Origin of the sequence: Streptomyces aureoversilis (assembly GCF_042657885.1) — a bacterium.
Classification (GTDB): domain Bacteria; phylum Actinomycetota; class Actinomycetes; order Streptomycetales; family Streptomycetaceae; genus Streptomyces; species Streptomyces aureoversilis.
Genome location: NZ_JBHSKJ010000009.1, coordinates 221,330 through 243,377, shown reverse-complemented (window position 1 = coordinate 243,377; position 22,048 = coordinate 221,330). Strand labels below are relative to the sequence as shown.

Genomic DNA, 22,048 nt, shown 5'->3' with positions numbered 1-22,048 from the left:
GACATATGGCTGACGGTTACCCACGGAACCTTGACAACTTCCCCGGGCTCGCAAGACATTGACGCGCGTAGAGATCGTCAGGATCGCGTCAACGACGATTCCTCCACGTCATACCCCCCTCGCATTCCCACCGGAGGCCCCCGTGCCCGCTCGCCCGTCCACCCGCCGCTCCCTGCGCAGACCCGCGGCCCTCGGCTCCCTCGTCGCCGGCGCGCTCGCCGCGGGGCTGCTCGCCGCTCCGCAGCAGGCGAACGCCGAGGGCCTGCGCATCCACGACATCCAGGGCAGGACCCGGGTGTCCCCGCTCGCCGGGCAGCAGGTGTCGGACGTCCCCGGCGTCGTCACGGCCGTGCGCGCCTTCGGCTCGGCCCGCGGCTTCTGGATCCAGGACACCCGCCCGGACCGCAACGACGCGACGAGCGAGGGCATCTTCGTCTTCACCGGCTCCACCGCGCCGTCCGTCGCCGTGGGCGACGCCGTGGCCGTCTCCGGCACCGTCACCGAGTACTACCCGGGCGGCGAGAAGGCCGGCCTGCAGTCGGTCACCCAGCTCACCAAGGCCACGTGGACGGTGCGCTCCTCCGGCAACGCCCTGCCCGCCCCGGTCAAGCTGCGCCCGTCGCAGATCCCCGACCGCTACGCCCCGGACGCGCGCGGCGGCTCCGTCGAGAAGCTCGCGCTGCGGCCCGGCTCGTACGCCCTGGACCGCTACGAGTCACTGGAGGGCATGCGCGTCTCCGTGCAGGACGCCCCCGTCGTCGGCGCGACCAGCGAGCACAAGGACCTGTGGGTCACCGCCGAGCCGCGCCACAACCGCACCGCCCGCGGCGGCACCCTCTACGGCTCCTACGGCGACCCGAACGCCGGCCGGGTCAAGGTGGTCTCGCTGATCCCCTTCGCCCAGCGCCCCTTCCCCGTCGCGAACGTCGGCGACGAGCTGACCGGCACCACGGCCGGCCCGCTGGACTACGACAACTTCGGCGGCTACACGCTGCAGGCCACCGAGCTCGGCAAGCTCACCGACCGCGGCCTGAAGCGCGAGACGACGCGCAAGCAGCGCGGCGACGAGCTCGCGGTCGCCACGTACAACGTGGAGAACCTCTCCCCCAGGACGCCGCAGGCGAAGTTCGACCGGCTGGCGGCCGCGCTGGTCACCAACCTCGCCGCGCCCGACATCGTCGCCCTGGAGGAGGTCCAGGACGACAACGGCACCACCGACGACGGCACCGTGGACGCCGGTCACACGCTGCGCAAGCTCACGGACGCCATCAAGGCGGCCGGCGGCCCGGCGTACGAGTGGCGGCAGATCAACCCCGTCAACGGTCAGGACGGCGGCCAGCCGGGCGGCAACATCCGCACCGCGTTCCTCTTCAACCCCGCGCGGGTCTCCTTCACCGACACCCCCGGCGGTGACTCCACCACCGCCGTCAAGGCCGTCCGCGCGGGCGGCAAGGCCGCGCTGACCGCCTCGCCCGGCCGCATCGACCCCGGCAACGCCGCGTGGGCGAACAGCCGCAAGCCCCTCGCGGGCCAGTTCACCTTCCGGGGCCAGCGGGTCTTCGTCGTCGCGAACCACTTCAACTCCAAGGGCGGCGACCAGGGCGTCGACAGCCGCTTCCAGCCCCCGGCCCGCCCGTCGGAGGTGCAGCGCAAGGAGCAGGCCAAGTCGGTGAACGCCTTCGTCAAGCAGCTGCTGGCGGCCGACCGGCACGCGAACGTCATCGTCGCGGGCGACCTGAACGACTTCCAGTTCTCGTCCGCCGTGAAGACCCTCACCGCGGGCAAGGTGCTGACCGACCAGGTCGACCGGCTGCCGCGCAACGAGCGCTACGGCTACGTCTTCCAGGGCAACTCCCAGGTGCTGGACCACATCCTGACCAGCCCTCACGTGCGCCGCGTGGACTACGACATCGTGCACATCAACGCGGAGTTCGCCGACCAGGCGAGCGACCACGACCCGCAGGTGCTGCGCTGGAAGCCGTAGCAGTGCTTACCGGTCAAGGCCAGAACAATTAAATAGACCTGTACGGTCGAAGGGGCCGAGAATCGCGTCCATGACGCCCACTCCCACCAGCCCCTTCGGCCGTACCGTCTGCGCGATGGTCACCCCCTTCACCCCGGAGGGAGAGCTCGACCTGGACGGGGCGCAGGCCCTCGCCGACCGCCTCGTCGGGGAGGGCGGCTGCGACGGCCTCGTCCTCAACGGCACCACCGGGGAGTCGCCGACCACCGGCGACGCGGAGAAGAGCGCGCTCGTGCGGGCCGTGGCCGAGGCCGTCGGCGACCGGGCGCGCATCACGGCGGGCGTCGGATCGGCCGGCACCCGGCACACCGTGGAGCTGGCCCGGGCCGCCGAGGCGGCCGGCGCGCACGGCGTGCTCGTGGTGACCCCCTACTACAGCCGGCCGCCGCAGGAGGACATCGCCGAGCACTTCCTGACCGTGGCCGACGCGACCGGACTGCCCGTGATGCTCTACGACATCCCGGGCCGCACCGCCACCCGCATCGAACCCGGCACCATGCTGCGCCTGGCCGAGCACCCGCGCATCGCGGGGGTCAAGGACTGCGCGTACGACCTGCTGGGCAGCGCGAAGGTCATCGCGGCCACGGACCTCGCGTACTACTCGGGCTCCGAGGAGCTCAACCTTCCGCTGCGCGCCGTGGGCGCGACCGGCTACGTCAGCACGGTCGCCAACGTCGCGGGCCCCCTGCTGGCCGCGGCCCTGGACGCCTTCGACCGCGGCGCCCCGGCGGAGGCCACCCGCCTGCACCAGCAGGTGCTCCCCCTGACCGAACTGATGATGGCCTCCGGCCTCCCCGGCACGGTCACGGCGAAGGCCCTGCTGAACGCCCTCGGCCGGCCCGCCGGCCCGGTGCGGGCGCCGCTGCGCGCGGCGTCCCCGGACCGTACGGAAGCACTGGTCAAGACATACGAAGCCGCAATTCCCGGCCCGTCCGGCGTTTGAGGACACCGCGCGCGGCGCGGCGGCACGGGAGGGGCGGGCCCGGAATCGTCCCGCCCCGTCCACCTCTAGTTGTGGCTGTGCAGGATCTCGTTCAGGCCGCCCCAGGTGCTCTTGTAGGGGCGGGCCTCGACGGCGCCCGTCGTGGAGTTGCGGCGGAAGAGGATGTTGTCCGCGCCCGAGAGGGTCAGCGCCTTGACGATCTCGCCGTCCGGCAGGGTGACGCGGGTGCCGGCCGTGACGTACAGGCCGGCCTCGACGACGCACTCGTCGCCGAGCGCGATGCCGATGCCCGACTCGGCGCCGAGCAGGCAGCGCTCGCCGATGGAGATGATCTGCTTGCCGCCGCCGGAGAGCGTGCCCATGGTGGAGGCGCCGCCGCCGATGTCGGTGCCGTCGCCGACGACGACGCCCGCGCTGATGCGGCCCTCGACCATGGAGGTGCCCAGCGTGCCGGCGTTGAAGTTGACGAAGCCCTCGTGCATGACGGTGGTGCCGGAGCCGATGTGGGCGCCGAGGCGGACGCGGTCGGCGTCGGCGATGCGCACGCCGGACGGGGCGACGTAGTCCGTCATCCGCGGGAACTTGTCGATGCTGGTCACCTGCAGGTGCAGGCCCTCGGCGCGGGCGGCCAGGCGCGTCGTCTCGACGCGGTCGACGGCGACGGGGCCGAGCGAGGTCCAGGCGACGTTGGCGAGCATGCCGAAGATGCCGTCCAGGTTCTGGCCGTGCGGCTTGACCAGGCGGTGGGAGAGCAGGTGCAGGCGCAGGTAGACGTCGTGCGCGTCGAGCGGCTTGTCGTCCAGCGAGGCGATGACCGTACGGACGGCCACGACCTCGACGCCCCGGCGCGGGTCCGGGCCGACGGCCTTGAGGGCGTTCTCGCCGAGCAGCTCGGCGGCGCGCTCGGCGCTCAGCCGCTCGGTGCCGGCGGGGCCGGCGTCCTCGGTGAGCTCCGGGGCGGGGAACCAGGTGTCGAGGACGGTCCCGTCCTCGGTGATCGTGGCAAGGCCGGCGGCGACGGCGCCGGTGGTACGGGAGGCAACAGCATCGGTCATGCTCGAAAACCTAACCGGACCGGGCCTCTCAAGGCGAACCGGTCGCGCCCGCGGCGGCCGCGCCCCGGCCCGGACGGCCCCTGCCGGTCACCGGACCGGGCCGCCCGTCACCGCGGCCAGCGCCCGGACCGCCTCGTCCCGGTCGAAGGGCCGCCCGGTGAGCAGGTGCTGCAGCAGCATGCCGTCGATCAGCGCGGCGAGCGCGCGGGCGGTCGCCTCGTCGGCGGTGCGGCGGCGCAGGACGGCGGCCATCTCGTCCACGCACTCCGCGGCGATGGGCCGTACGGCCGGGCGGCGCAGCGCGGCGAGGTAGAGCTCGTACTCCAGCTCCAGGCGCCTGCGGTCCCCGGTGAGCGACTCGCCGACGAGCCGGCCCAGCTCCTCGGCGAGGGGCAGGCCGGGGTCGGCGGCCCGCTCCCAGGCGGCGAGGCCGTCGAGCCACTCCCGTGCGGTGCGCCGCAGCGCCTCCACGAGCAGGTCGTCGAGGGTGGCGAAGTGGTACGTGGTGGAGCCGAGCGGCACGTCGGCGGCGGTGGCCACGGCGCGGTGGCTGAGGGCGTCGATGCCGCGTTCGGCGACGACGCGGATGGCGGCGTCGATGATGCGGTCGCGGCGCTCGGGGTCGTAGCGGCGGGCCATCAGTGGGACGCCCCGCCCAGGTTGAGGACGACGACCCCGGCGATCACCAGCAGGACGCCGCCGATCCGAGCCGCGTTGACGGCTTCGCCGAGGAAGAGCATGCCGATGGCGGCCACGACGGCGGTGCCGGCGCCGGACCAGATGGCGTAGGCCGTTCCGACGTTCATGGTCTTGAGCGTCTGCGCGAGCAGGGCGAAGGCCACGAGGTACCCCGCCACCGTGCCGACCGAGGGCCACAGCTTGCTGAAGCCGTCGCTGAGCTTCATGGCGGTGGTGGCCAGGATCTCGGCGAGGATCGCTCCGGCGAGCGTCACGTACATCATGCGTACGAGCGTACACATCGATGCGTACGGCCGTACGCATCCAGGTCCGGCAGGGGCTCGCGGACTCGTCAACGCCGATGCCGGTTTCCGCGTCATCCTGGTGGAAAAACCATGACCGCAGTCCGTCCGAGCAGCTCCGAGGAATCCCGACGATGCATCAGATGCCCGCCGAGTCACAGCCCCACCTGCGCACCTTCATGGGCTGGCCACCGGCCGGCTCCGTATGGGGCCGGTACACCACCGCGGTGCGCAGGGACGTCGCCGCGATCGCCCGGACGCTCGCGGAGTACGAGCCCGTGGTGCTGCTCGCCTCGCCCGAGGACGCCGGGGCGGCGCGGAAGGCGTGCGGCGGGAGCGTCGAGGTCGTGCCCCTGCCCGTCGACGACCTCTGGCTGCGCGACTCCGGCCCCGTCTTCGTCACCGGCCCCGGCGGGGCGGACGCGGGCGTCGACCTCGGCTTCAACGGCTGGGGCGGCAAGCAGGAGCACCCCCGGGACGGCCTGGTCGCGCGCCGGGTGCTGGAGGCCTTCGGGGTGCCCCGCACCGAGGCGCCGATCGTCGCCGAGGGCGGCTCGCTGGAGACCGACGGCGAGGGCACGCTGCTGGTCACCGAGAGCTCGCTGGTGAACGACAACCGCAACCCGGGCCGCTCGCGCGACGACATCGAGAAGGCCCTCGTGGAGCTGCTCGGCGCCCGCAAGGTGATCTGGCTGGAGGGCGTGCGCGGCGAGGACGTCACCGACTGCCACGTCGACGCCCTCGCCCGCTTCGCCGCCCCCGGCACGGTGCTGCTGAGCAGCCCGCCGCCCGGGGCGCGGCCGGACGTCTGGACGCGCGTGTACGAGCAGGCGCGCGCCGCCCTGGAAGCGGCCACCGACGCCCACGGTCGCCGCCTGGAGATCGTGGACCTCCCCGAACCGGACCCGGCGGAGCTCGGCGAACGCGGCGAGGACTTCCTCGGCTGCTACGCCAACTACTACGTGGCGAACGGCGCCGTACTCGTCCCCCGCTTCGGCGACCGCCGCGCCGACGACCACGCGGCGTCCCTCCTGCGCGACCTCCACCCCGGCCGCACGGTCCGCCAGGTCGAGATCCACGACCTGGCGGAGGGCGGCGGCGGCATCCACTGCGCCACACAGCAGCAGCCCGCTCTCTGACCGGGGGTCAGGGAGCGGGCTGCTGCTGTCTGTCGTACGGGGTCGTACGGCTCGTACGGCGTGCGGCTCAGACGTTGAAGCCGAGTGCCCGGAGCTGCTCGCGGCCCTCGTCCGTGATCTTGTCCGGGCCCCACGGCGGCATCCAGACCCAGTTGATCCGGAGCTCGTTGACGATGCCCTCGGTGGCCGACTTCGCCTGGTCCTCGATGACGTCGGTCAGCGGGCAGGCCGCGGACGTCAGGGTCATGTCGAGGGTGGCGATGTTGGCGTCGTCGATGTGGATGCCGTAGATCAGGCCGAGGTTGACGACGTCGATGCCCAGCTCGGGGTCGACCACGTCGTAGAGGGCCTCGCGGACCTCTTCCTCCGTGGCCGGCTTGGTGGTCACCTCTGCGTTGTCACTCATGCGGTCTTCCTTTCAGCGCCCTCACCCATTGCCTGGGCGGTCGCGTCCTTCCACGCCATCCAGCTCAGCAGAGCACATTTCACGCGCGCCGGATACTTGGAGACGCCGGCGAACGCGACCGCGTCCTCCAGCACCTCCTCCATCGCGTCGTCCGGCTCGATGCGGCCCTTGGACTGCATCAGCTCCAGGAAGGTCTCCTGGATCTTCTGCGCCTGCTCCAGCTCCTTGCCGACCAGCAGCTCGTTGAGCACGGAAGCGCTGGCCTGGCTGATGGAGCAGCCCTGGCCCTCGTACGAGACGTCCTCGATGGTGTCGCCGGCCATGCGCACCCGCAGCGTGATCTCGTCGCCGCAGGTCGGGTTGACGTGGTGCACCTCGGCGTCGCCATCCCGCAAGCCCCGGCCGTGCGGGTGCTTGTAGTGGTCCAGGATGACGTCCTGGTACATCGAATCAAGCTTCACAGTCAGCAGCTCTCAGCCGAAGAAGTTCCGGACGTGCTCCAGACCCTCGATCAAGGCGTCGACCTCGCCGGGGGTGGAGTACAGATAGAACGACGCCCGCGTGGTCGCAGGAATTCCGTACCGGAGGCAGACGGGCCGCGCGCAGTGATGGCCGACGCGCACCGCGATGCCCTGCTCGTCGAGGACCTGGCCCACGTCGTGCGGGTGGATGTCACCGAGCGTGAAGGAGATCGTGGCGCCGCGGTCCTCGGCCGTGGTGGGGCCGATGATGCGCAGGTCCGGCACCTCCTGGAGGCGGCGCACGGCGTACTGCGTGATGGCGTGCTCGTGCCGGGCGATGTTCTCCATGCCGATCGCCGACAGGTAGTCCACCGCGGCGCCGAGGCCGACGGCCTGGGCGATCGGGGGCGTACCGGCCTCGAACTTGTGCGGCGCGGGGGCGTAGGTGGAGGAGTGCATCGAGACGGTCTCGATCATCTCGCCGCCGCCGAGGAACGGCGGGAGGTCCTCCAGCAGCTCCTGACGGCCCCACAGGACGCCGATGCCCGTCGGGCCGCACATCTTGTGGCCGGTGAAGGCCACGAAGTCGGCCTGGAGGGCCTGGACGTCCAGCACCATGTGCGGGGCGGCCTGGGAGGCGTCGATGACGACGAGCGCACCGACCTCCTGGGCGCGCCGGACGATGGTCTCGACGGGGTTGACGGTGCCCATGATGTTGGAGACCAGCACGAACGAGACGACCTTGGTCTTCTCGGTGATGATCTCGTCGATGTTGGACAGGTCGAGCCGGCCGTCGTCGGTGAGGCCGAACCACTTCAGCTTCGCGCCGGTGCGCTGCGAGAGCAGCTGCCACGGAACGATGTTGGAGTGGTGCTCCATCTCGGTGATGACGATCTCGGTGTCGTGGTCGACCCGGTAGGGCTCGTCGGCCCAGCCGAGCATGTTGGCCACGAGGTTGAGCGACTCGGAGGCGTTCTTGGTGAAGATCACCTCGTCGCGGCTGGGGGCGTTGATGAAGGCGGCGACCTTGTCGCGCGCGCCCTCGTACAGCGCCGTGGCCTCCTCGGCGATGGTGTAGACGCCGCGGTGGACGTTGGCGTTGTGCCGCTCGTAGTACGCGTTTAGCGCGTCGAGCACCTGGCGCGGCTTCTGGGAGGTGGCCGCGGAGTCCAGGTAGACGATCTTCTTACCGTCGTGGACCGTGCGGTCCAGGATGGGGAAGTCCTTGCGAATCGCCTCGGTGTCGAGGAGGCCCGGCAGTATGGTCACGCGGTTACGCCACCCTTCGTCTGGTAGGCCTCGTAGCCCTCGGCCTCGAGCTTGTCGGCGAGCTCGGCGCCGCCGGACTCGACGATGCGGCCGCCCGAGAAGACGTGGACGAAGTCGGGCTTGATGTAGCGCAGGATGCGCGTGTAGTGCGTGATCAGCAGGGTGCCGACCTCACCGGTCTCGCGGACGCGGTTGACGCCCTCGGAGACCTGGCGCAGGGCGTCGACGTCGAGGCCGGAGTCGGTCTCGTCGAGGATCGCGATCTTCGGCTTGAGCAGCTCGAGCTGGAGGATCTCGTGGCGCTTCTTCTCACCGCCGGAGAAGCCCTCGTTGACGTTGCGCTCGGCGAAGGCGGGGTCCATGTTGAGGCGCTCCATGGCCCCCTTGACCTCCTTCACCCAGGTGCGCAGCTTGGGGGCCTCGCCGCGGATGGCGGTGGCGGAGGTGCGCAGGAAGTTGGAGACCGAGACGCCGGGCACCTCGACGGGGTACTGCATGGCGAGGAAGACGCCGGCGCGGGCGCGCTCGTCGACGGACATCTCCAGGACGTCCTCGCCGTCGAGGGTGACGGTGCCGCCGGTGATCGTGTACTTGGGGTGACCCGCGAGGGAGTACGCCAGGGTCGACTTGCCGGAGCCGTTGGGGCCCATGATGGCGTGGGTCTCGCCCTGCTTCACGGTCAGGTCGACGCCCTTGAGGATCTCGCGCGGGCCGTTCTCGGCTTCGACGGAGACGTGCAGGTCGTGGATCTCAAGCGTTGCCATGGGGAACTCAGGACTCCTGGGTGACGGAGACGAGCACGTCGTCCCCTTCGATCTTGACGGGGTATACGGGGACGGGGCGCGTGGCGGGCAGGCCGGAGGGCTTGCCGGTGCGCAGGTCGAAGCTGGAGCCGTGCAGCCAGCACTCGATGGCGCAGTCCTCCACCTCGCCCTCGGAGAGCGAGACGTTCGCGTGCGAGCAGATGTCGTTGATGGCGAAGACCTCCCCCTCCGTGCGGACGAGGGAGACGGGGACGCCGTCGATCTCGACCCGCTTGGGGGTGTCCTCCTCCAGGTCGCTCAGTGCGGCCGCGCGGATGTACGGGGTCTCGCTCATGCCACCGACGCCTCCAGCTCGGCCTCGATCTTGGCGATGAGGCGCTCCTCGAGCTCCGGGATGCCGATCTGCTGGACCAGCTCGGCGAAGAAGCCGCGGACCACCAGACGGCGGGCCTCCTCGGCCGGGATGCCGCGGGCCATCAGGTAGAACAGCTGCTCGTCGTCGAAGCGGCCGGTCGCCGAGGCGTGGCCGGCGCCGACGATCTCGCCGGTCTCGATCTCCAGGTTGGGCACGGAGTCGACGCGGGCGCCGTCGGTGAGGACGAGGTTGCGGTTGAGCTCGTAGGTGTCGGTGCCCTCGGCCTCCGCGCGGATGAGGACGTCGCCGATCCAGACGGCGTGGGCGTCCTGGCCCTGCAGCGCGCCCTTGTAGGCGACGTTGCTGCGGCAGTGCGGGGTGTCGTGGTCGACGAAGAGGCGGTGCTCCTGGTGCTGGCCCTTGTCCGTGAAGTACAGACCGTAGAGCTCGGCCTCGCCGCCGGGGGCGCCGTAGACGACCCGGGGGTGGAGGCGGACCAGGTCGCCGCCGAAGGTGACGATCACGGACTTGAAGGAGGCGTCGCGGCCGACCAGCGCGGTGTGCTGGGCGGCGTGCACCGCGGTGGCGTCCCAGTCCTGGACGGAGACGACGGTGAGCTTGGCACCGTCGCCGACGAGGAACTCGACGTTGGCGGCGAGCGTGGTGTCACCGGTGTGGTCGAGGACGACGACCGCCTCGGCGAAGGCGCCGACCTCGATCACCTGGTGGCCGAAGGCCACGCCGCCCTCGCCGTGCACGGAGATCGTGACGGGCTCGGTGAGGACGGTGTCCTTGGGGATCGAAACGACCGAGGCCTTCTCGAAGGAGGTGTAGGCCTGGGCGGCGACGCGGTCGACCGGCTTGCCGGAGCGGCCGAGGCGGGCGTCGTCACGGCCGACGGTCTCGACGGTGACGCCCGCGGGGGCGCTGACCTCGACCTTGACGCCGCCGCCGTTCGCAACGGCGGTGCCGTCGTGCAGACCGCGCAGGCGCTCCAGCGGGGTGAAGCGCCACTCCTCCTCGCGGCCGTGCGGCACGGGGAAGTCCGCCACGTCGTACGAGGCGGGGGCGCTCACGCGCGCGTCGATGGGCTGGCGGGGCCCGCCCACCTGGATGGCGCCGTCGGTCGTGCTGCCGGCGGGGGTGTTGTCAGCCATGGCTGTCGTCGTGCTCTCTTCCTGTCACAAAGGGTTCGCTGCTGCGGTCGGGGGCGCCCGTGCCCCTCCCCCGCCTCCGGGGCGGGGAGAGGGTCAGCCGACGGAGCCTTCCATCTGCAGCTCGATCAGCCGGTTGAGCTCCAGCGCGTACTCCATGGGCAGCTCGCGGGCGATCGGCTCGACGAAGCCGCGCACGATCATCGCCATCGCCTCGTCCTCGGAGAGGCCGCGGCTCATCAGGTAGAAGAGCTGGTCGTCGCTCACCTTGGAGACGGTCGCCTCGTGGCCCATGGAGACGTCGTCCTCGCGGACGTCGACGTAGGGGTAGGTGTCCGAGCGGGAGATGGTGTCCACGAGCAGGGCGTCGCAGAGCACGTTCGACTTGGAGCCGTGGGCGCCCTCGCCGATCTCGATCAGACCGCGGTAGGAGGTGCGGCCGCCGCCTCGCGCCACCGACTTGGAGACGATGTTGGAGGAGGTGTTCGGCGCCATGTGGACCATCTTGGCGCCGGCGTCCTGGTGCTGGCCCTGGCCGGAGAAGGCGATGGAGAGGGTCTCGCCCTTGGCGTGCTCGCCCATCAGGTAGACGGCCGGGTACTTCATCGTCACCTTGGAGCCGATGTTGCCGTCGACCCACTCCATGGTCGCGCCCTCGTAGGCCACGGCGCGCTTGGTGACCAGGTTGTAGACGTTGTTCGACCAGTTCTGGATGGTCGTGTAGCGGCAGCGGCCGCCCTTCTTGACGATGATCTCCACGACGGCGCTGTGCAGCGAGTCCGAGGAGTAGATCGGGGCGGTGCAGCCCTCGACGTAGTGGACGTAGGCGTCCTCGTCGACGATGATCAGCGTCCGCTCGAACTGGCCCATGTTCTCCGTGTTGATACGGAAGTAGGCCTGCAGCGGGATGTCGACGTGGACACCCTTCGGGACGTAGATGAAGGAGCCGCCGGACCACACGGCGGAGTTCAGCGAGGCGAACTTGTTGTCACCGACGGGGATGACCGTGCCGAAGTACTCCTGGAAGAGCTCGGGGTGCTCCTTCAGGGCCGTGTCGGTGTCCAGGAAGATGACGCCCTGCTCCTCCAGGTCCTCGCGGATCTGGTGGTAGACGACCTCCGACTCGTACTGCGCGGCGACACCGGCGACGAGGCGCTGCTTCTCGGCCTCCGGGATGCCCAGCTTGTCGTAGGTGTTCTTGATGTCCTCCGGCAGGTCCTCCCAGGTGGCGGCCTGCTTCTCGGTGGAGCGGACGAAGTACTTGATGTTGTCGAAGTCGATGCCGGAGAGGTCGGAGCCCCAGGTCGGCATGGGCTTCTTGTCGAAGAGCTTCAGGCCCTTCAGGCGCAGCTTGAGCATCCACTCCGGCTCGGACTTCTTGGCCGAGATGTCGCGGACGACGTCCTCGGAGAGGCCGCGCTTGGCTGCGGCACCGGCCACGTCGGAGTCGGCCCAGCCGTATTCGTACGTGCCCAGGCCTTCGAGCTCAGGGTGGGCAGTCTCCGTGGGGAGAGTCATGCGGGGTTCCTCCCGGCCGTGCTGGCGGATGCTGTGGTGGTCTTGGTCTTGCTCTTCGGGATGAACGTCGTGCACACCCCGTCGCCGTGGGCGATGGTGGCAAGACGCTGCACATGAGTCCCGAGCAGGCGGGAGAAGACCTCGGTCTCCGCCTCGCACAGCTGCGGGAACTGCTCGGCGACATGGGCGACCGGGCAGTGGTGCTGGCAAAGCTGTTCGCCGACCGGCGCGCTACGCGCCGTAGCAGCGTACCCGTCCGCGGTCAATGCCCTGGCAAGGGCCTCGGTGCGCGACTCGGGCGCGGCGGCCTCGAGCGCCTTGCGGTAGCCCTCGGCCTGGGCGGCCATGCGGGCCCGGGCGAAGGCGGCGACGGCGGCCTCGCCCATCTCCCCGCCCCCGGCGGCCTGCGCGATCCAGCGCAGGGCGTCCCCGGCGAGCTTGTCGTAGGCCTGGTCGAAGGCGTCCCGGCCGCAGTCGGTCAGGGCGAAGGCCTTGGCGGGGCGGCCGCGGCCGCGCGCGCCGTAGACCCGCTTCTCGCGGGGCTCGACGACGCCCTCGGCGACGAGGGTGTCGAGGTGGCGGCGGACGGCGGCCTGGGTGAGCTCCAGGCGCAGGGCCAGCTCGGCCGCGGTGGACGGACCGTGGTCGAGGATGGAGCGGGCGACGCGGTTGCGGGTGCCGCGCTGCTCGTCGTGACCGCGCTCGTCGGCGCGGGCGGGCGCGGGCGCAGCCTGCTGGGGCCCGGCGGCCACGGATCCCTCCGTACTGGCCGCGGGGTCCTGCGGGACCTCGCGCACGTATTTCACAACACCATTGTTGCGTAATTGCCGGGAGCCGGACAAGCCCGGCCGGGGCCGCCCGGGGTGTCCTCGATCACTAAGGGTTACCTAACCGCCACCCGTCGATCTTGGTTTTCCCCGGCCCGCGGCCGCCCGTCCGGAATCGGGTTCCACCCCGGGGCATCCGGGGACACGCCGGGCTTCGTAGACTTCCCGCCATGCGCAGCGTCTTCCCGGGGGACACCCCCGAGGCCCCCGGCCCGCCCGCGGTCGAGGTCCGCGGGCTGGTGAAGCGGTACGGACAGAAGGCCGCGGTGGACGGGCTCGACCTGTCCGTCGCCCGCGGCGGCCTCACCGCCGTCCTGGGCCCCAACGGGGCCGGCAAGACCACCACGATCGAGACCTGCGAGGGCTACCGCCGCCCCGACGCCGGCACCGTCCGCGTCCTCGGGCTCGACCCCGTAGCCGACTCCGCGGCCCTGCGGCCCCGCGTCGGCGTGATGCTGCAGAGCGGAGGGGTGTACGCGGGGGCGCGCGCGGAGGAGATGCTGCGCCACGTCGCCTCCCTGCACGCCCACCCCCTCGACGTGCCCTCCCTGATAGACCGGCTGGGCCTGGGCGGCTGCGGCCGGACGGCCTACCGGCGGCTGTCCGGCGGCCAGCAGCAGCGCCTCGCGCTCGCCATGGCCGTCGTCGGCCGCCCCGAGCTGGTCTTCCTCGACGAGCCGACGGCCGGCCTCGACCCGCAGGCCCGGCACGCCACCTGGGACCTGGTGCGCGAGCTGCGCGCCGACGGCGTCACCGTCGTCCTCACCACGCACTACATGGACGAGGCCGAGGCCCTGGCCGACGACGTCGCCATCATCGACAGCGGCAGGGTCATCGCCCAGGGCAGCCCCGAGGAGCTGTGCCGGGGCGGCGCGGAGAACACCCTGCGCTTCGGCGGCCGCCCCGGACTGGACCTGAACTCGCTCCTGAAGGCCCTGCCCGCCGACTCGACGGCGGCGGAGCTCACCCCGGGCACGTACCGCGTCGGCGGCCGCATCGACCCGCAGCTGCTCGCCACGGTCACCACGTGGTGCGCGCAGAACGGCGTCATGCCGGACCGCATCGCGGTCGAGCGGCACACGCTGGAGGACGTCTTTCTCGAGCTGACCGGCAAGGAGCTGCGGGCATGAGTGACGTGATCTCGACGGGCAACGGGACGTTCGCCCCGCGGCCCGGCGCCGCGCCCCTCTCACGGATGATCCGCGCGCAGGCCGCGCTGGAGACGCGCATGCTGCTGCGCAACGGCGAGCAGCTCCTGCTGACCGTCGTCATCCCCACGCTGCTGCTCGTCCTCTTCAGCGCCGTCGACATCGTCGACACGGGCGAGGGCAAGGCCGTCGACTTCCTGGCCCCGGGCGTGCTGGCGCTGGCCGTGATGTCCACGGCGTTCACCGGCCAGGCCATCGCCACCGGCTTCGAGCGCCGCTACGGCGTGCTCAAGCGCCTCGGAGCCTCGCCGCTGCCGCGCTGGGCGCTGATGACGGCGAAGACCTGCTCGGTGCTGGTCACCGAGGTGCTGCAGATCGTGCTGCTGACGGTGATCGCCTTCGCGCTGGGCTGGTCGCCGCAGGGCAACCCCTTCGCGGTCCTGCTGCTGCTCGTCCTGGGCACGGCGGCCTTCTCCGGGCTCGGGCTGCTGATGGCCGGCACGCTCAAGGCCGAGGTGACGCTGGCCGCGGCGAACCTGGTCTTCCTCCTGCTGCTGGTCGGCGGCGGGGTGATCGTGCCGATGGAGAAGTTCCCCGGCGGGGTGCGGGCGGCACTGGAGCTGCTGCCGATCTCGGCGCTCTCGGACGGCCTGCGGGACGTCCTGCAGCACGGCGCGGGCATGCCGTGGGGCGACCTCGGCATCCTCGCCGTGTGGGCGGTGCTGGGCCTCGGAGCGGCGGCGAAGCTCTTCCGCTGGGAGTGAGCCCTCTGCCGGAAGCGAGCCTGGTGAGCTGCATGAACGCACGCCACACCGCCCCCTCGTGAATCCGTGCACAAGCTCCCCTTTACGATGAGCCCGTGCCGAAAACGCTGAACCCCCTCCAGATCGTCGCCGACCGCTGGCAGCCCTCCGCGCGCTTCGTCCGGCGGGCTGCCCTCGCCGCCGTGGTGATGGCCGTGGTCATCGTGGTCACGGGCGGCGCGGTCCGGCTCACCCAGTCGGGGCTCGGCTGCCCGACGTGGCCCACCTGCACCGAGGACAGCCTGACGCCGACCCCGGAGATGGGCATCAACGGCGTCATCGAGTTCACCAACCGCATGCTGACGTACGTACTGTGCGTGTTCGTCGGCGTCGCGATCGTGGCGGCACGCGCGCGTGCCCCGCGCCGCCGCTCCCTCACGCGTCTGGGCTGGGCCCAGTTCTGGCTCATCGCGAGCAACGGCATCATCGGCGGCATCACCGTGCTGACGGGCCTCAACCCGTACATCGTGGCCCTGCACTTCCTGGCGGCCACCGCGCTGCTGACGGTGGCCGTGGTGATGTGGCACCGCTCGGCCGAGGGCGACGACGAGCCGCGCGACCTGGTGGCCCGCCCCGTGCGGCAGCTCAGCTGGGTCCTGGTCGGGGCGACCGTCCTGCTGATCCTGGCCGGCACGGTGGTGACCGGCTCCGGCCGGCACGCGGGCGACGCCTCGAAGGACGTCCACCGCATCCCGCTGGACTGGCGCGAGGTCACCCAGCTGCACGTCGACTTCGTCTACATCGTGGTCGGCCTGACCGTCGCCCTGTGGTTCGTGCTGCGGGCGGTCAAGGCGCCGGCCGTGCCGCGCCGCCGCGTGGTCGAGCTGTTCGCCGTGCTGATGTTCCAGGGCGTCATCGGCTACGTGCAGTACTTCAACGACGAGCCGGAGCTCGTCGTCGGCGCCCACATGTTCGGCTCCTGCCTGGTGTGGATCGCCGTGCTGCGGGTCTTCCTGTCGCTGCGGGAGCGGGGCGAGGCGGCCACCCTGCCCGCCCCCTCGGGTGAGCACGAGGCGCTTCAGGCCGCCGCCTCCGCGTCCAGCCGGTAGACCCTGCGGGCGGTGCCGGCGGCGACGAGCGAGGCGATCCTGCGCGCGTCCGCCCACCGGCACCAGCCGTCGGCCACCCAGTCGTTCATCAGCCGGTTCATGGCCTGTGAGAACGACCGGGCGGCGACCACGTAGAACTCGGCCGGGCCGCGCGCGCCGCTGGAGAACAGCAGCTTGCCGAAGGGCGCCTCGCGCAGCGTCTCCTCGGGCCGTGCGCCCACGTCCGCGTACACGTGCGGGAAGGCCCCCGCGAGCTGCGCGGCCTCCCGGTGGTGCCACGGGTCCGGCAGCAGCACCAGATCGGCGCCCAGGCCCGCGGTGGCCCGCAGGAAGCGGGAGAGCCGCAGCGGGTCGGGGCAGTGCAGCTGGACGGGCAGCCCGGCGGCGAGCGCGCTCCACAGCAGATGGCGGGCGAGCACCGGATCGTCCAGCCGGCCGCCCGGCCGGCGCGTCCTCAGCCACTGGCCCGCGGCCTTGCGCACCTCCGCGAGGCCCGGCGGGCTGCCGTCGCAGAAGGGGACGCCGCAGGCGAACGCGGTGGCGCTCAGAGCGGCCGCGTGGAGCGCCTCGGCCAGGTAGGCCGTGAAGGAGTCCGCGCTTCCGGAGGTGTCGGCGACCTGCTCGGCGAGCGGTTCGAGCCGGACGATCTCGTGGGCGCTGCCGTCCGCGGCCCCGGCGAGCTCGGCGGCCGAGGTGAGGCCGCTCCGCTCGCCCGTCTCCAGCAGGAAGGTGCCGATGCCCGCGCCGCGCAGCAGCAGCTGCCCCGCGCGGTAGGCGCCCAGCTCGCGGCGGCGTGCCAGGTAGCGGACGGGCGGGCAGTGCGGGTCCAGGCCCAGCAGGGGCGGGCACCAGCGGCGCAGGGCGAGCCCGGTGCGGCTGTCGAAGAAGGTGGTGCCGGGCGGCGCGGGGCCCGCGGCCCCGGCGGCCGCGGCCAGGTGCGCCTCGAACCCGCCGAGCCCCAGCTCTCCGTGGACCGCGCCGTGACTGTGCTGGTCGACGAGCAGCGGCAAGCCGTCCATCCGCCCCCCTCGTGCCGTACCCCCCGAGCGGCGCGTGTGCGGCCGCTCCCCGCGGGTCTAACGGCCGAGGGGCCCGTCAGTTATCGGCGGGGTTGGCCGGCCCGCCGAGCTGGATGCCCGCCATGCGCGACCACTCGTACGGGCCGGTGCGGACCTTGGCGGCCAGCTCGCCGTCGAAGTCGTCGTGGAGGGTGAGCCCGGCCTTCTCGGCGGCCTTGCGGGCGACGTCCATGGAGGGGGCGACGAGGTTGCCCCACTCGCCGTTGGCGCCCACCAGGGCGATGCGGGCGGTGCCGCGGGCGATGTGGGCCAGCTGGCCCTCGGCGGAGCCGCCGTGGCTCTTGGCGAAGGATTCGATCTGGCGGGCGAGCCGGGCGGCCTTGCGGTCCGCCCGGGCGTCGGAGGGCGCGGTCTTCTCCGCCGTGCCGTCCTGCGGGGTGGTGTCATCTGCCATACGCAGATGCTACCGAGCGGTAATTAACGAAGGAAGGGACCGGCGCGGGAAGAAGCGATCAGCGCAGGTCAGCGCAGGAAGGGGTCCACGGCCACCGCCACGAACAGCAGCGACACGTAGGTGATGGACCAGTGGAACAGCCGCATCTCCTTGAGCTTCGCGCCCGTGATGCCGGCCTTGGCCCGGGCCTGCAGGGCGTGGGCCTCCTTCAGCCAGAAGCCGCCGAGCGCGGCCGCCACCACCGTGTAGAACCAGCCGGTGTAGCCCAGCGGCTGCAGCGCGAGGGAGACGGCGACCATCACCCAGCTGTAGAGGACGATCTGCTTGGCGACCGCCTTGTTGCCCGCGATCACGGGAAGCATCGGCACGCCGACGCGCTCGTAGTCATCCTTGACCTTCATCGACAGCGGCCAGTAGTGCGGCGGCGTCCAGAAGAAGATGACCAGGAAGAGGACGAGCGCGGCCCAGGAGACGGAGTTCGTGACGGCCGACCAGCCGATGATGACCGGCATGCAGCCCGCGATGCCGCCCCAGACGATGTTCTGCGCGGTGCGGCGCTTGAGGATCATCGTGTAGACGACGACGTAGAAGGCGTTGGCGCCCAGGGAGAGCATCGCCGACAGCGGGTTGACCAGGAACCAGAACCACAGGGTGGAACCGACGGTCAGCGCGGTGGCGAAGACCAGGCACTCGCGCGGCGAGACCATGCCGGTCACCACCGGGCGCTGCGACGTGCGGTCCATCAGGGCGTCGATGTCGCGGTCGTACCACATGTTGAACGCACCGGCGCCGCCCGCGGACAGGTAGCCGCCGATGCAGGTGGCCAGGACGAGCCACAGATCGGGCACACCCTCGGCCGCGAGGAACATCACCGGCACGGTCGTCATCAGCAGCAGCTCGATGACACGCGGCTTGGTCAGCGCCACGAACGCCTTGGCACGGGCTCCGAACGGCCGGTGACCGGGGCTTTCGGTAAGCACCCCCGCAGGACGGGATTCGACGGCCGTCACGCACACCCCTGACAGAGATAAGGCCAGCAAGCACATCCGGGACGGAAAGCCCGGTAAAGACTTGCGCGTACCACGCCACTTTAGACGCAGGGCATGGCGCGGCCTCCGCCGGGGTGGGTCGTGTTGAGGGCGCACCGAAGGGATCAAGAAGGCGCCCCCGCACCACCCGGACGCGACCGCGGAGCCCCCGGACATGACGGAACGGTCGCGTTCGGGAGGCGGGCGGCCGCCCCGCCCGGCAGGCTGTGAACAGGGCGCCGCACCCGCGGCGGGAATCCCTGCCGCCGCGATTCGTCTGCCCGTAAGCGGGCAGCCGACTGTACGTCGAAAAGATGCACGTCCCCACAGGGGTAGGCTCGACCACGCCGCGTCGTGGCGGAACATACCGCCCCCGGCAGATAAGACCATGTGGAGAGGAGCCCTGATCCAAGGGTGAGCACCAAGCCGACCACCACAGACCTCGAATGGACCGAACTGGACCAGCGGGCCGTCGATACCGCCCGCGTCCTGGCCATGGACTCCGTGCAGAAGGTCGGCAACGGCCATCCGGGCACGGCCATGAGCCTGGCCCCCGCCGCCTATCTGCTGTTCCAGAAGATGATGCGTCACGACCCCAGTGACGCCGACTGGACCGGCCGCGACCGGTTCGTCCTCTCCCCCGGCCACACCAGCCTGACGCTGTACGTCCAGCTGTTCATGGCGGGCTACGGCCTGGAGCTGTCGGACCTGAAGTCCTTCCGCACCTGGGACAGCAAGACCCCCGGCCACCCGGAGCACGGTCACACGCGTGGCGTCGAGACGACGACCGGCCCGCTGGGCCAGGGCATCGCCAACGCCGTGGGCATGGCCATGGCCGCCCGCTACGAGCGCGGCCTGTTCGACCCGGAGGCCCCCGAGGGCACCTCCCCGTTCGACCACACCGTCTGGGCGATCGTCTCCGACGGCGACCTGGAGGAGGGCATCTCCGCGGAGGCCTCCTCGCTCGCCGGCCACCAGAAGCTCGGCAACATCGTCGCGCTCTACGACGACAACCACATCTCGATCGAGGGCGACACCGAGACCGCCTTCTCCGAGGACGTCCTCAAGCGCTACGAGGCCTACGGCTGGCACGTCCAGCGCATCGAGCAGGCCGCCAACGGCGACTTCGACGTCCACGCCCTGTACGCCGCGCTGAAGGCCGCGCAGGAGGAGACCTCGCGTCCCTCGCTCATCGCCGCGCGCACGATCATCGCCTGGCCGGCCCCGAACGCCCAGAACACCGAGGCCTCGCACGGCTCGGCGCTGGGCGCCGACGAGGTCGCCGCGACCAAGCGCGTCATGGGCTTCGACCCGGAGCAGGACTTCCAGGTCGAGGACGACGTCTTCAGCCACGTCCGCAAGGTCGTCGACCGCGGCCGCGAGGCCCACGCCACGTGGGACAAGCGCATCCAGGAGTGGCGCGAGGCCAACCCGGAGCGCGCCGCGGAGTTCGACCGCATCGCCTCGGGCGAGCTGCCCGACGGCTGGGAGAAGGCCCTCCCGGTCTTCCCGGCCGGCAAGGACGTCGCGACCCGCAAGGCGTCGGGCGAGGTCCTCAAGGCGCTGGGCGGCGTGATCCCCGAGCTGTGGGGCGGCTCCGCCGACCTCGCCGGCTCGAACAACACCACGATCGACCCGTCGTCGTCCTTCCTGCCGAAGGGCAACCCGCTGCCGGAGGCGAACCCCTACGGCCGCACGATCCACTTCGGCATCCGCGAGCACGCCATGGGCTCGACCATGAACGGCATCGCGCTGCACGGCAACACCCGCGTCTACGGCGGCACCTTCCTGGTGTTCTCCGACTACATGCGCCCGGCCGTGCGTCTGGCCGCCCTGATGAAGCTGCCGGTCACCTACGTGTGGACGCACGACTCCATCGGTCTCGGCGAGGACGGCCCGACCCACCAGCCGGTCGAGCACATGGCCGCCCTGCGCGCCATCCCGGGCCTGAACATGGTCCGCCCGGCCGACGCCAACGAGACGGCGATCGCCTGGCGCGAGATCACCAAGCGCCACACCGTCAAGCCCGCGCCGCACGGCCTGGCCCTCACCCGCCAGAACGTCCCGACGTACGAGGCGAACGAGGGTGCGGCCAAGGGCGGCTACGTCCTGTTCGAGGCCGAGGGCGGCCGTCCGCAGGTGATCCTGATCGGCACCGGCTCCGAGGTCCAGCTGGCCGTCGAGGCCCGCGAGCAGCTCCAGGCCGATGGCATCCCGACCCGCGTGGTCTCCATGCCGTCCGTCGAGTGGTTCGAGGAGCAGGACCAGGCGTACCGCGACGGCGTGCTGCTGCCGGACGTCAAGGCCCGCGTGGCCGTCGAGGCCGGCATCGGCCTGACCTGGCACCGCTACGTCGGCGAGGCCGGCCGCATCGTGTCGCTGGAGCACTTCGGCGCCTCCGCCGACTACAAGGTGCTCTACCACGAGTTCGGTCTGACCACCGAGGCCGTCGTCGCGGCCGCGCGCGAGTCGATCGAGCACGCCGACGCCAACCGCCGCTGACGCCCCTTTACGAGCAAGTAGGAGATGCAGAACCCATGACAGACGCACTCAAGCGCCTCTCCGACGAAGGCGTCGCGATCTGGCTGGACGACCTGTCCCGCAAGCGCATCACGTCCGGCAACCTGGCCGAGCTGATCGACCAGAGCCACGTCGTGGGCGTCACGACCAACCCGTCGATCTTCCAGAAGGCGATCTCGGGCGGCGACGGCTACGAGGCGCAGCTCGCCGACCTCGCGGCCCGCAAGGTCACCGTGGACGAGGCCATCCGCATGATCACCACGGCGGACGTCCGCGACGCCGCCGACATCCTGCGCCCGGTCTTCGACGCGACGGACGGCCAGGACGGCCGGGTCTCCATCGAGGTCGACCCGCGCCTCGCGCACAACACCGCGGCCACCGTCGCCGAGGCCAAGCAGCTGGCGTGGCTGGTGGACCGCCCCAACACGCTGATCAAGATCCCGGCCACCAAGGCGGGCCTGCCGGCCATCGCCGACGTGATCGGCAAGGGCATCAGCGTCAACGTCACGCTGATCTTCTCCCTCGAGCGCTACCGCGCGGTCATGGACGCCTACCTGACCGGTCTGGAGCAGGCCAAGGCCGCGGGCCTGGACCTGTCCCTGATCCACTCGGTCGCGTCCTTCTTCGTGTCCCGCGTGGACACCGAGATCGACAAGCGCCTGGACGCCCTGGGCACCGACGAGGCCAAGGCGCTGCGCGGCAAGGCCGCCCTCGCCAACGCCCGCCTGGCCTACCAGGCGTACGAGGAGGTCTTCTCCTCGGACCGCTGGGCCGCCCTGGAGAAGGCCGGCGCCAACAAGCAGCGTGCGCTGTGGGCCTCGACCGGCGTCAAGGACCCGGCCTACAAGGACACGCTGTACGTGGACGACCTGGTCGCCCCGAACACGGTCAACACCATGCCGGAGGCCACCTTGGAGGCCACGGCCGACCACGGGCGGATCACCGGTGACACGGTGCGCGGCACGTACGAGCAGGCCAAGGCCGAGCTCGACGCGATCGCCAAGGCCGGGATCTCGTACGACGACGTCGTGCAGCTCCTGGAGGACGAGGGCGTCGACAAGTTCGAGCAGTCCTGGAACGACCTGCTGAAGTCCACCGAGGCGGAGCTCAAGCGCCTCGCTCCGGAGGCGTGA

Annotated in this window: 22 protein-coding genes; 8 read left to right on the top strand and 14 right to left on the bottom strand. The window is 71.4% G+C overall.

Annotated features, from left to right (window positions below; all coding sequences use genetic code 11):
• Positions 1 to 142 precede the first annotated feature (142 nt).
• A complete protein-coding gene (locus ACFPP6_RS18150) occupies positions 143 to 1,984 on the top strand; it encodes an endonuclease/exonuclease/phosphatase family protein (RefSeq protein ID WP_382043083.1) in 1,842 nt (613 codons plus the stop codon).
• A 70-nt stretch (positions 1,985 to 2,054) separates the two neighbouring features.
• Positions 2,055 to 2,966, top strand: a complete 912-nt coding sequence (gene dapA / locus ACFPP6_RS18145; RefSeq protein WP_382043080.1) for a 4-hydroxy-tetrahydrodipicolinate synthase — start codon at positions 2,055 to 2,057, stop codon at positions 2,964 to 2,966.
• Between the two features lie 65 nt (positions 2,967 to 3,031).
• On the opposite strand, the gene dapD is transcribed toward dapA, so the two are convergent.
• The 3 genes from dapD to ACFPP6_RS18130 form a co-directional block, all read right to left on the bottom strand.
• The gene (gene dapD, locus ACFPP6_RS18140; protein ID WP_336011273.1) at positions 3,032 to 4,021 is read right to left on the bottom strand and encodes a 2,3,4,5-tetrahydropyridine-2,6-dicarboxylate N-succinyltransferase; all 990 of its coding nucleotides are present in this window, start codon (positions 4,019 to 4,021) and stop codon (positions 3,032 to 3,034) included.
• 87 nt (positions 4,022 to 4,108) lie between these two features.
• A complete protein-coding gene (locus ACFPP6_RS18135; RefSeq protein ID WP_382043076.1) occupies positions 4,109 to 4,660 on the bottom strand; it encodes a TetR/AcrR family transcriptional regulator in 552 nt (183 codons plus the stop codon).
• Positions 4,660 to 4,983 carry a DMT family transporter gene (locus tag ACFPP6_RS18130; RefSeq protein WP_382043073.1) on the bottom strand — a complete coding sequence of 108 codons (324 nt, stop codon included), beginning with the start codon at positions 4,981 to 4,983 and terminating at the stop codon, positions 4,660 to 4,662. The genes ACFPP6_RS18135 and ACFPP6_RS18130 overlap by 1 nt, the downstream gene beginning before the upstream one ends.
• A gap of 152 nt (positions 4,984 to 5,135) precedes the next feature.
• Here ACFPP6_RS18130 and ACFPP6_RS18125 point away from each other — a divergent pair, with 152 nt between their 5' ends.
• Positions 5,136 to 6,140, top strand: coding sequence for an agmatine deiminase family protein (locus tag ACFPP6_RS18125; RefSeq protein WP_382043071.1), 1,005 nt, complete (start codon positions 5,136 to 5,138; stop codon positions 6,138 to 6,140).
• A gap of 67 nt (positions 6,141 to 6,207) precedes the next feature.
• Here the strand turns inward: ACFPP6_RS18125 and ACFPP6_RS18120 are convergent, their stop codons facing one another.
• The 8 genes from ACFPP6_RS18120 to ACFPP6_RS18085 form a co-directional block, all read right to left on the bottom strand.
• Entirely contained in the window at positions 6,208 to 6,546 is a 339-nt protein-coding gene (locus ACFPP6_RS18120; RefSeq protein WP_058044949.1) for a metal-sulfur cluster assembly factor, read from the bottom strand.
• Positions 6,543 to 7,007, bottom strand: coding sequence for a Fe-S cluster assembly sulfur transfer protein SufU (sufU, locus tag ACFPP6_RS18115; RefSeq protein WP_382043067.1), 465 nt, complete (start codon positions 7,005 to 7,007; stop codon positions 6,543 to 6,545). Before sufU ends, ACFPP6_RS18120 begins: the two co-directional genes overlap by 4 nt.
• Before the next feature lie 12 nt (positions 7,008 to 7,019).
• Positions 7,020 to 8,276 (bottom strand): cysteine desulfurase, encoded by a 1,257-nt coding sequence (locus ACFPP6_RS18110; RefSeq protein WP_058044947.1) that lies wholly within the window; start codon positions 8,274 to 8,276, stop codon positions 7,020 to 7,022.
• Positions 8,273 to 9,040 (bottom strand): Fe-S cluster assembly ATPase SufC, encoded by a 768-nt coding sequence (gene sufC, locus ACFPP6_RS18105; protein WP_382043064.1) that lies wholly within the window; start codon positions 9,038 to 9,040, stop codon positions 8,273 to 8,275. Before sufC ends, ACFPP6_RS18110 begins: the two co-directional genes overlap by 4 nt.
• A gap of 7 nt (positions 9,041 to 9,047) precedes the next feature.
• The gene (locus ACFPP6_RS18100; RefSeq protein WP_058044945.1) at positions 9,048 to 9,374 is read right to left on the bottom strand and encodes a non-heme iron oxygenase ferredoxin subunit; all 327 of its coding nucleotides are present in this window, start codon (positions 9,372 to 9,374) and stop codon (positions 9,048 to 9,050) included.
• The gene (sufD, locus tag ACFPP6_RS18095) at positions 9,371 to 10,552 is read right to left on the bottom strand and encodes a Fe-S cluster assembly protein SufD (RefSeq protein ID WP_382043061.1); all 1,182 of its coding nucleotides are present in this window, start codon (positions 10,550 to 10,552) and stop codon (positions 9,371 to 9,373) included. The genes ACFPP6_RS18100 and sufD overlap by 4 nt, the downstream gene beginning before the upstream one ends.
• Positions 10,553 to 10,645: 93 nt before the next feature.
• Positions 10,646 to 12,067, bottom strand: coding sequence for a Fe-S cluster assembly protein SufB (gene sufB, locus ACFPP6_RS18090; protein WP_382043059.1), 1,422 nt, complete (start codon positions 12,065 to 12,067; stop codon positions 10,646 to 10,648).
• Positions 12,064 to 12,873, bottom strand: coding sequence for a helix-turn-helix transcriptional regulator (locus ACFPP6_RS18085; protein WP_382043056.1), 810 nt, complete (start codon positions 12,871 to 12,873; stop codon positions 12,064 to 12,066). Before ACFPP6_RS18085 ends, sufB begins: the two co-directional genes overlap by 4 nt.
• A gap of 191 nt (positions 12,874 to 13,064) precedes the next feature.
• Here ACFPP6_RS18085 and ACFPP6_RS18080 point away from each other — a divergent pair, with 191 nt between their 5' ends.
• The 3 genes from ACFPP6_RS18080 (at position 13,065) to ACFPP6_RS18070 (ending at position 15,894) form a co-directional block, all read left to right on the top strand.
• Positions 13,065 to 14,024, top strand: coding sequence for an ABC transporter ATP-binding protein (locus ACFPP6_RS18080; protein WP_382043053.1), 960 nt, complete (start codon positions 13,065 to 13,067; stop codon positions 14,022 to 14,024).
• The gene (locus ACFPP6_RS18075; RefSeq protein WP_382043050.1) at positions 14,021 to 14,806 is read left to right on the top strand and encodes an ABC transporter permease; all 786 of its coding nucleotides are present in this window, start codon (positions 14,021 to 14,023) and stop codon (positions 14,804 to 14,806) included. The genes ACFPP6_RS18080 and ACFPP6_RS18075 overlap by 4 nt, the downstream gene beginning before the upstream one ends.
• 95 nt (positions 14,807 to 14,901) lie before the next feature.
• The gene (locus ACFPP6_RS18070; protein WP_382043047.1) at positions 14,902 to 15,894 is read left to right on the top strand and encodes a COX15/CtaA family protein; all 993 of its coding nucleotides are present in this window, start codon (positions 14,902 to 14,904) and stop codon (positions 15,892 to 15,894) included.
• Here the strand turns inward: ACFPP6_RS18070 and ACFPP6_RS18065 are convergent.
• The 3 genes from ACFPP6_RS18065 to ACFPP6_RS18055 all read right to left on the bottom strand — a co-directional run bounded on the left by ACFPP6_RS18065 (position 15,864) and on the right by ACFPP6_RS18055 (position 18,377).
• Positions 15,864 to 16,913, bottom strand: a complete 1,050-nt coding sequence (locus ACFPP6_RS18065) for an amidohydrolase family protein (protein WP_382043045.1) — start codon at positions 16,911 to 16,913, stop codon at positions 15,864 to 15,866. The genes ACFPP6_RS18070 and ACFPP6_RS18065 overlap by 31 nt on opposite strands.
• Before the next feature lie 76 nt (positions 16,914 to 16,989).
• Positions 16,990 to 17,367, bottom strand: coding sequence for a hypothetical protein (locus ACFPP6_RS18060; protein WP_382043042.1), 378 nt, complete (start codon positions 17,365 to 17,367; stop codon positions 16,990 to 16,992).
• Between the two features lie 68 nt (positions 17,368 to 17,435).
• Entirely contained in the window at positions 17,436 to 18,377 is a 942-nt protein-coding gene (locus ACFPP6_RS18055) for a heme o synthase (RefSeq protein ID WP_382043040.1), read from the bottom strand.
• A gap of 432 nt (positions 18,378 to 18,809) precedes the next feature.
• On the opposite strand from ACFPP6_RS18055, the gene tkt reads away from it, so the two are divergent.
• Entirely contained in the window at positions 18,810 to 20,897 is a 2,088-nt protein-coding gene (gene tkt, locus ACFPP6_RS18050) for a transketolase (protein WP_382043039.1), read from the top strand.
• A 35-nt stretch (positions 20,898 to 20,932) separates the two neighbouring features.
• Positions 20,933 to 22,048, top strand: coding sequence for a transaldolase (gene tal, locus ACFPP6_RS18045; RefSeq protein WP_382043037.1), 1,116 nt, complete (start codon positions 20,933 to 20,935; stop codon positions 22,046 to 22,048).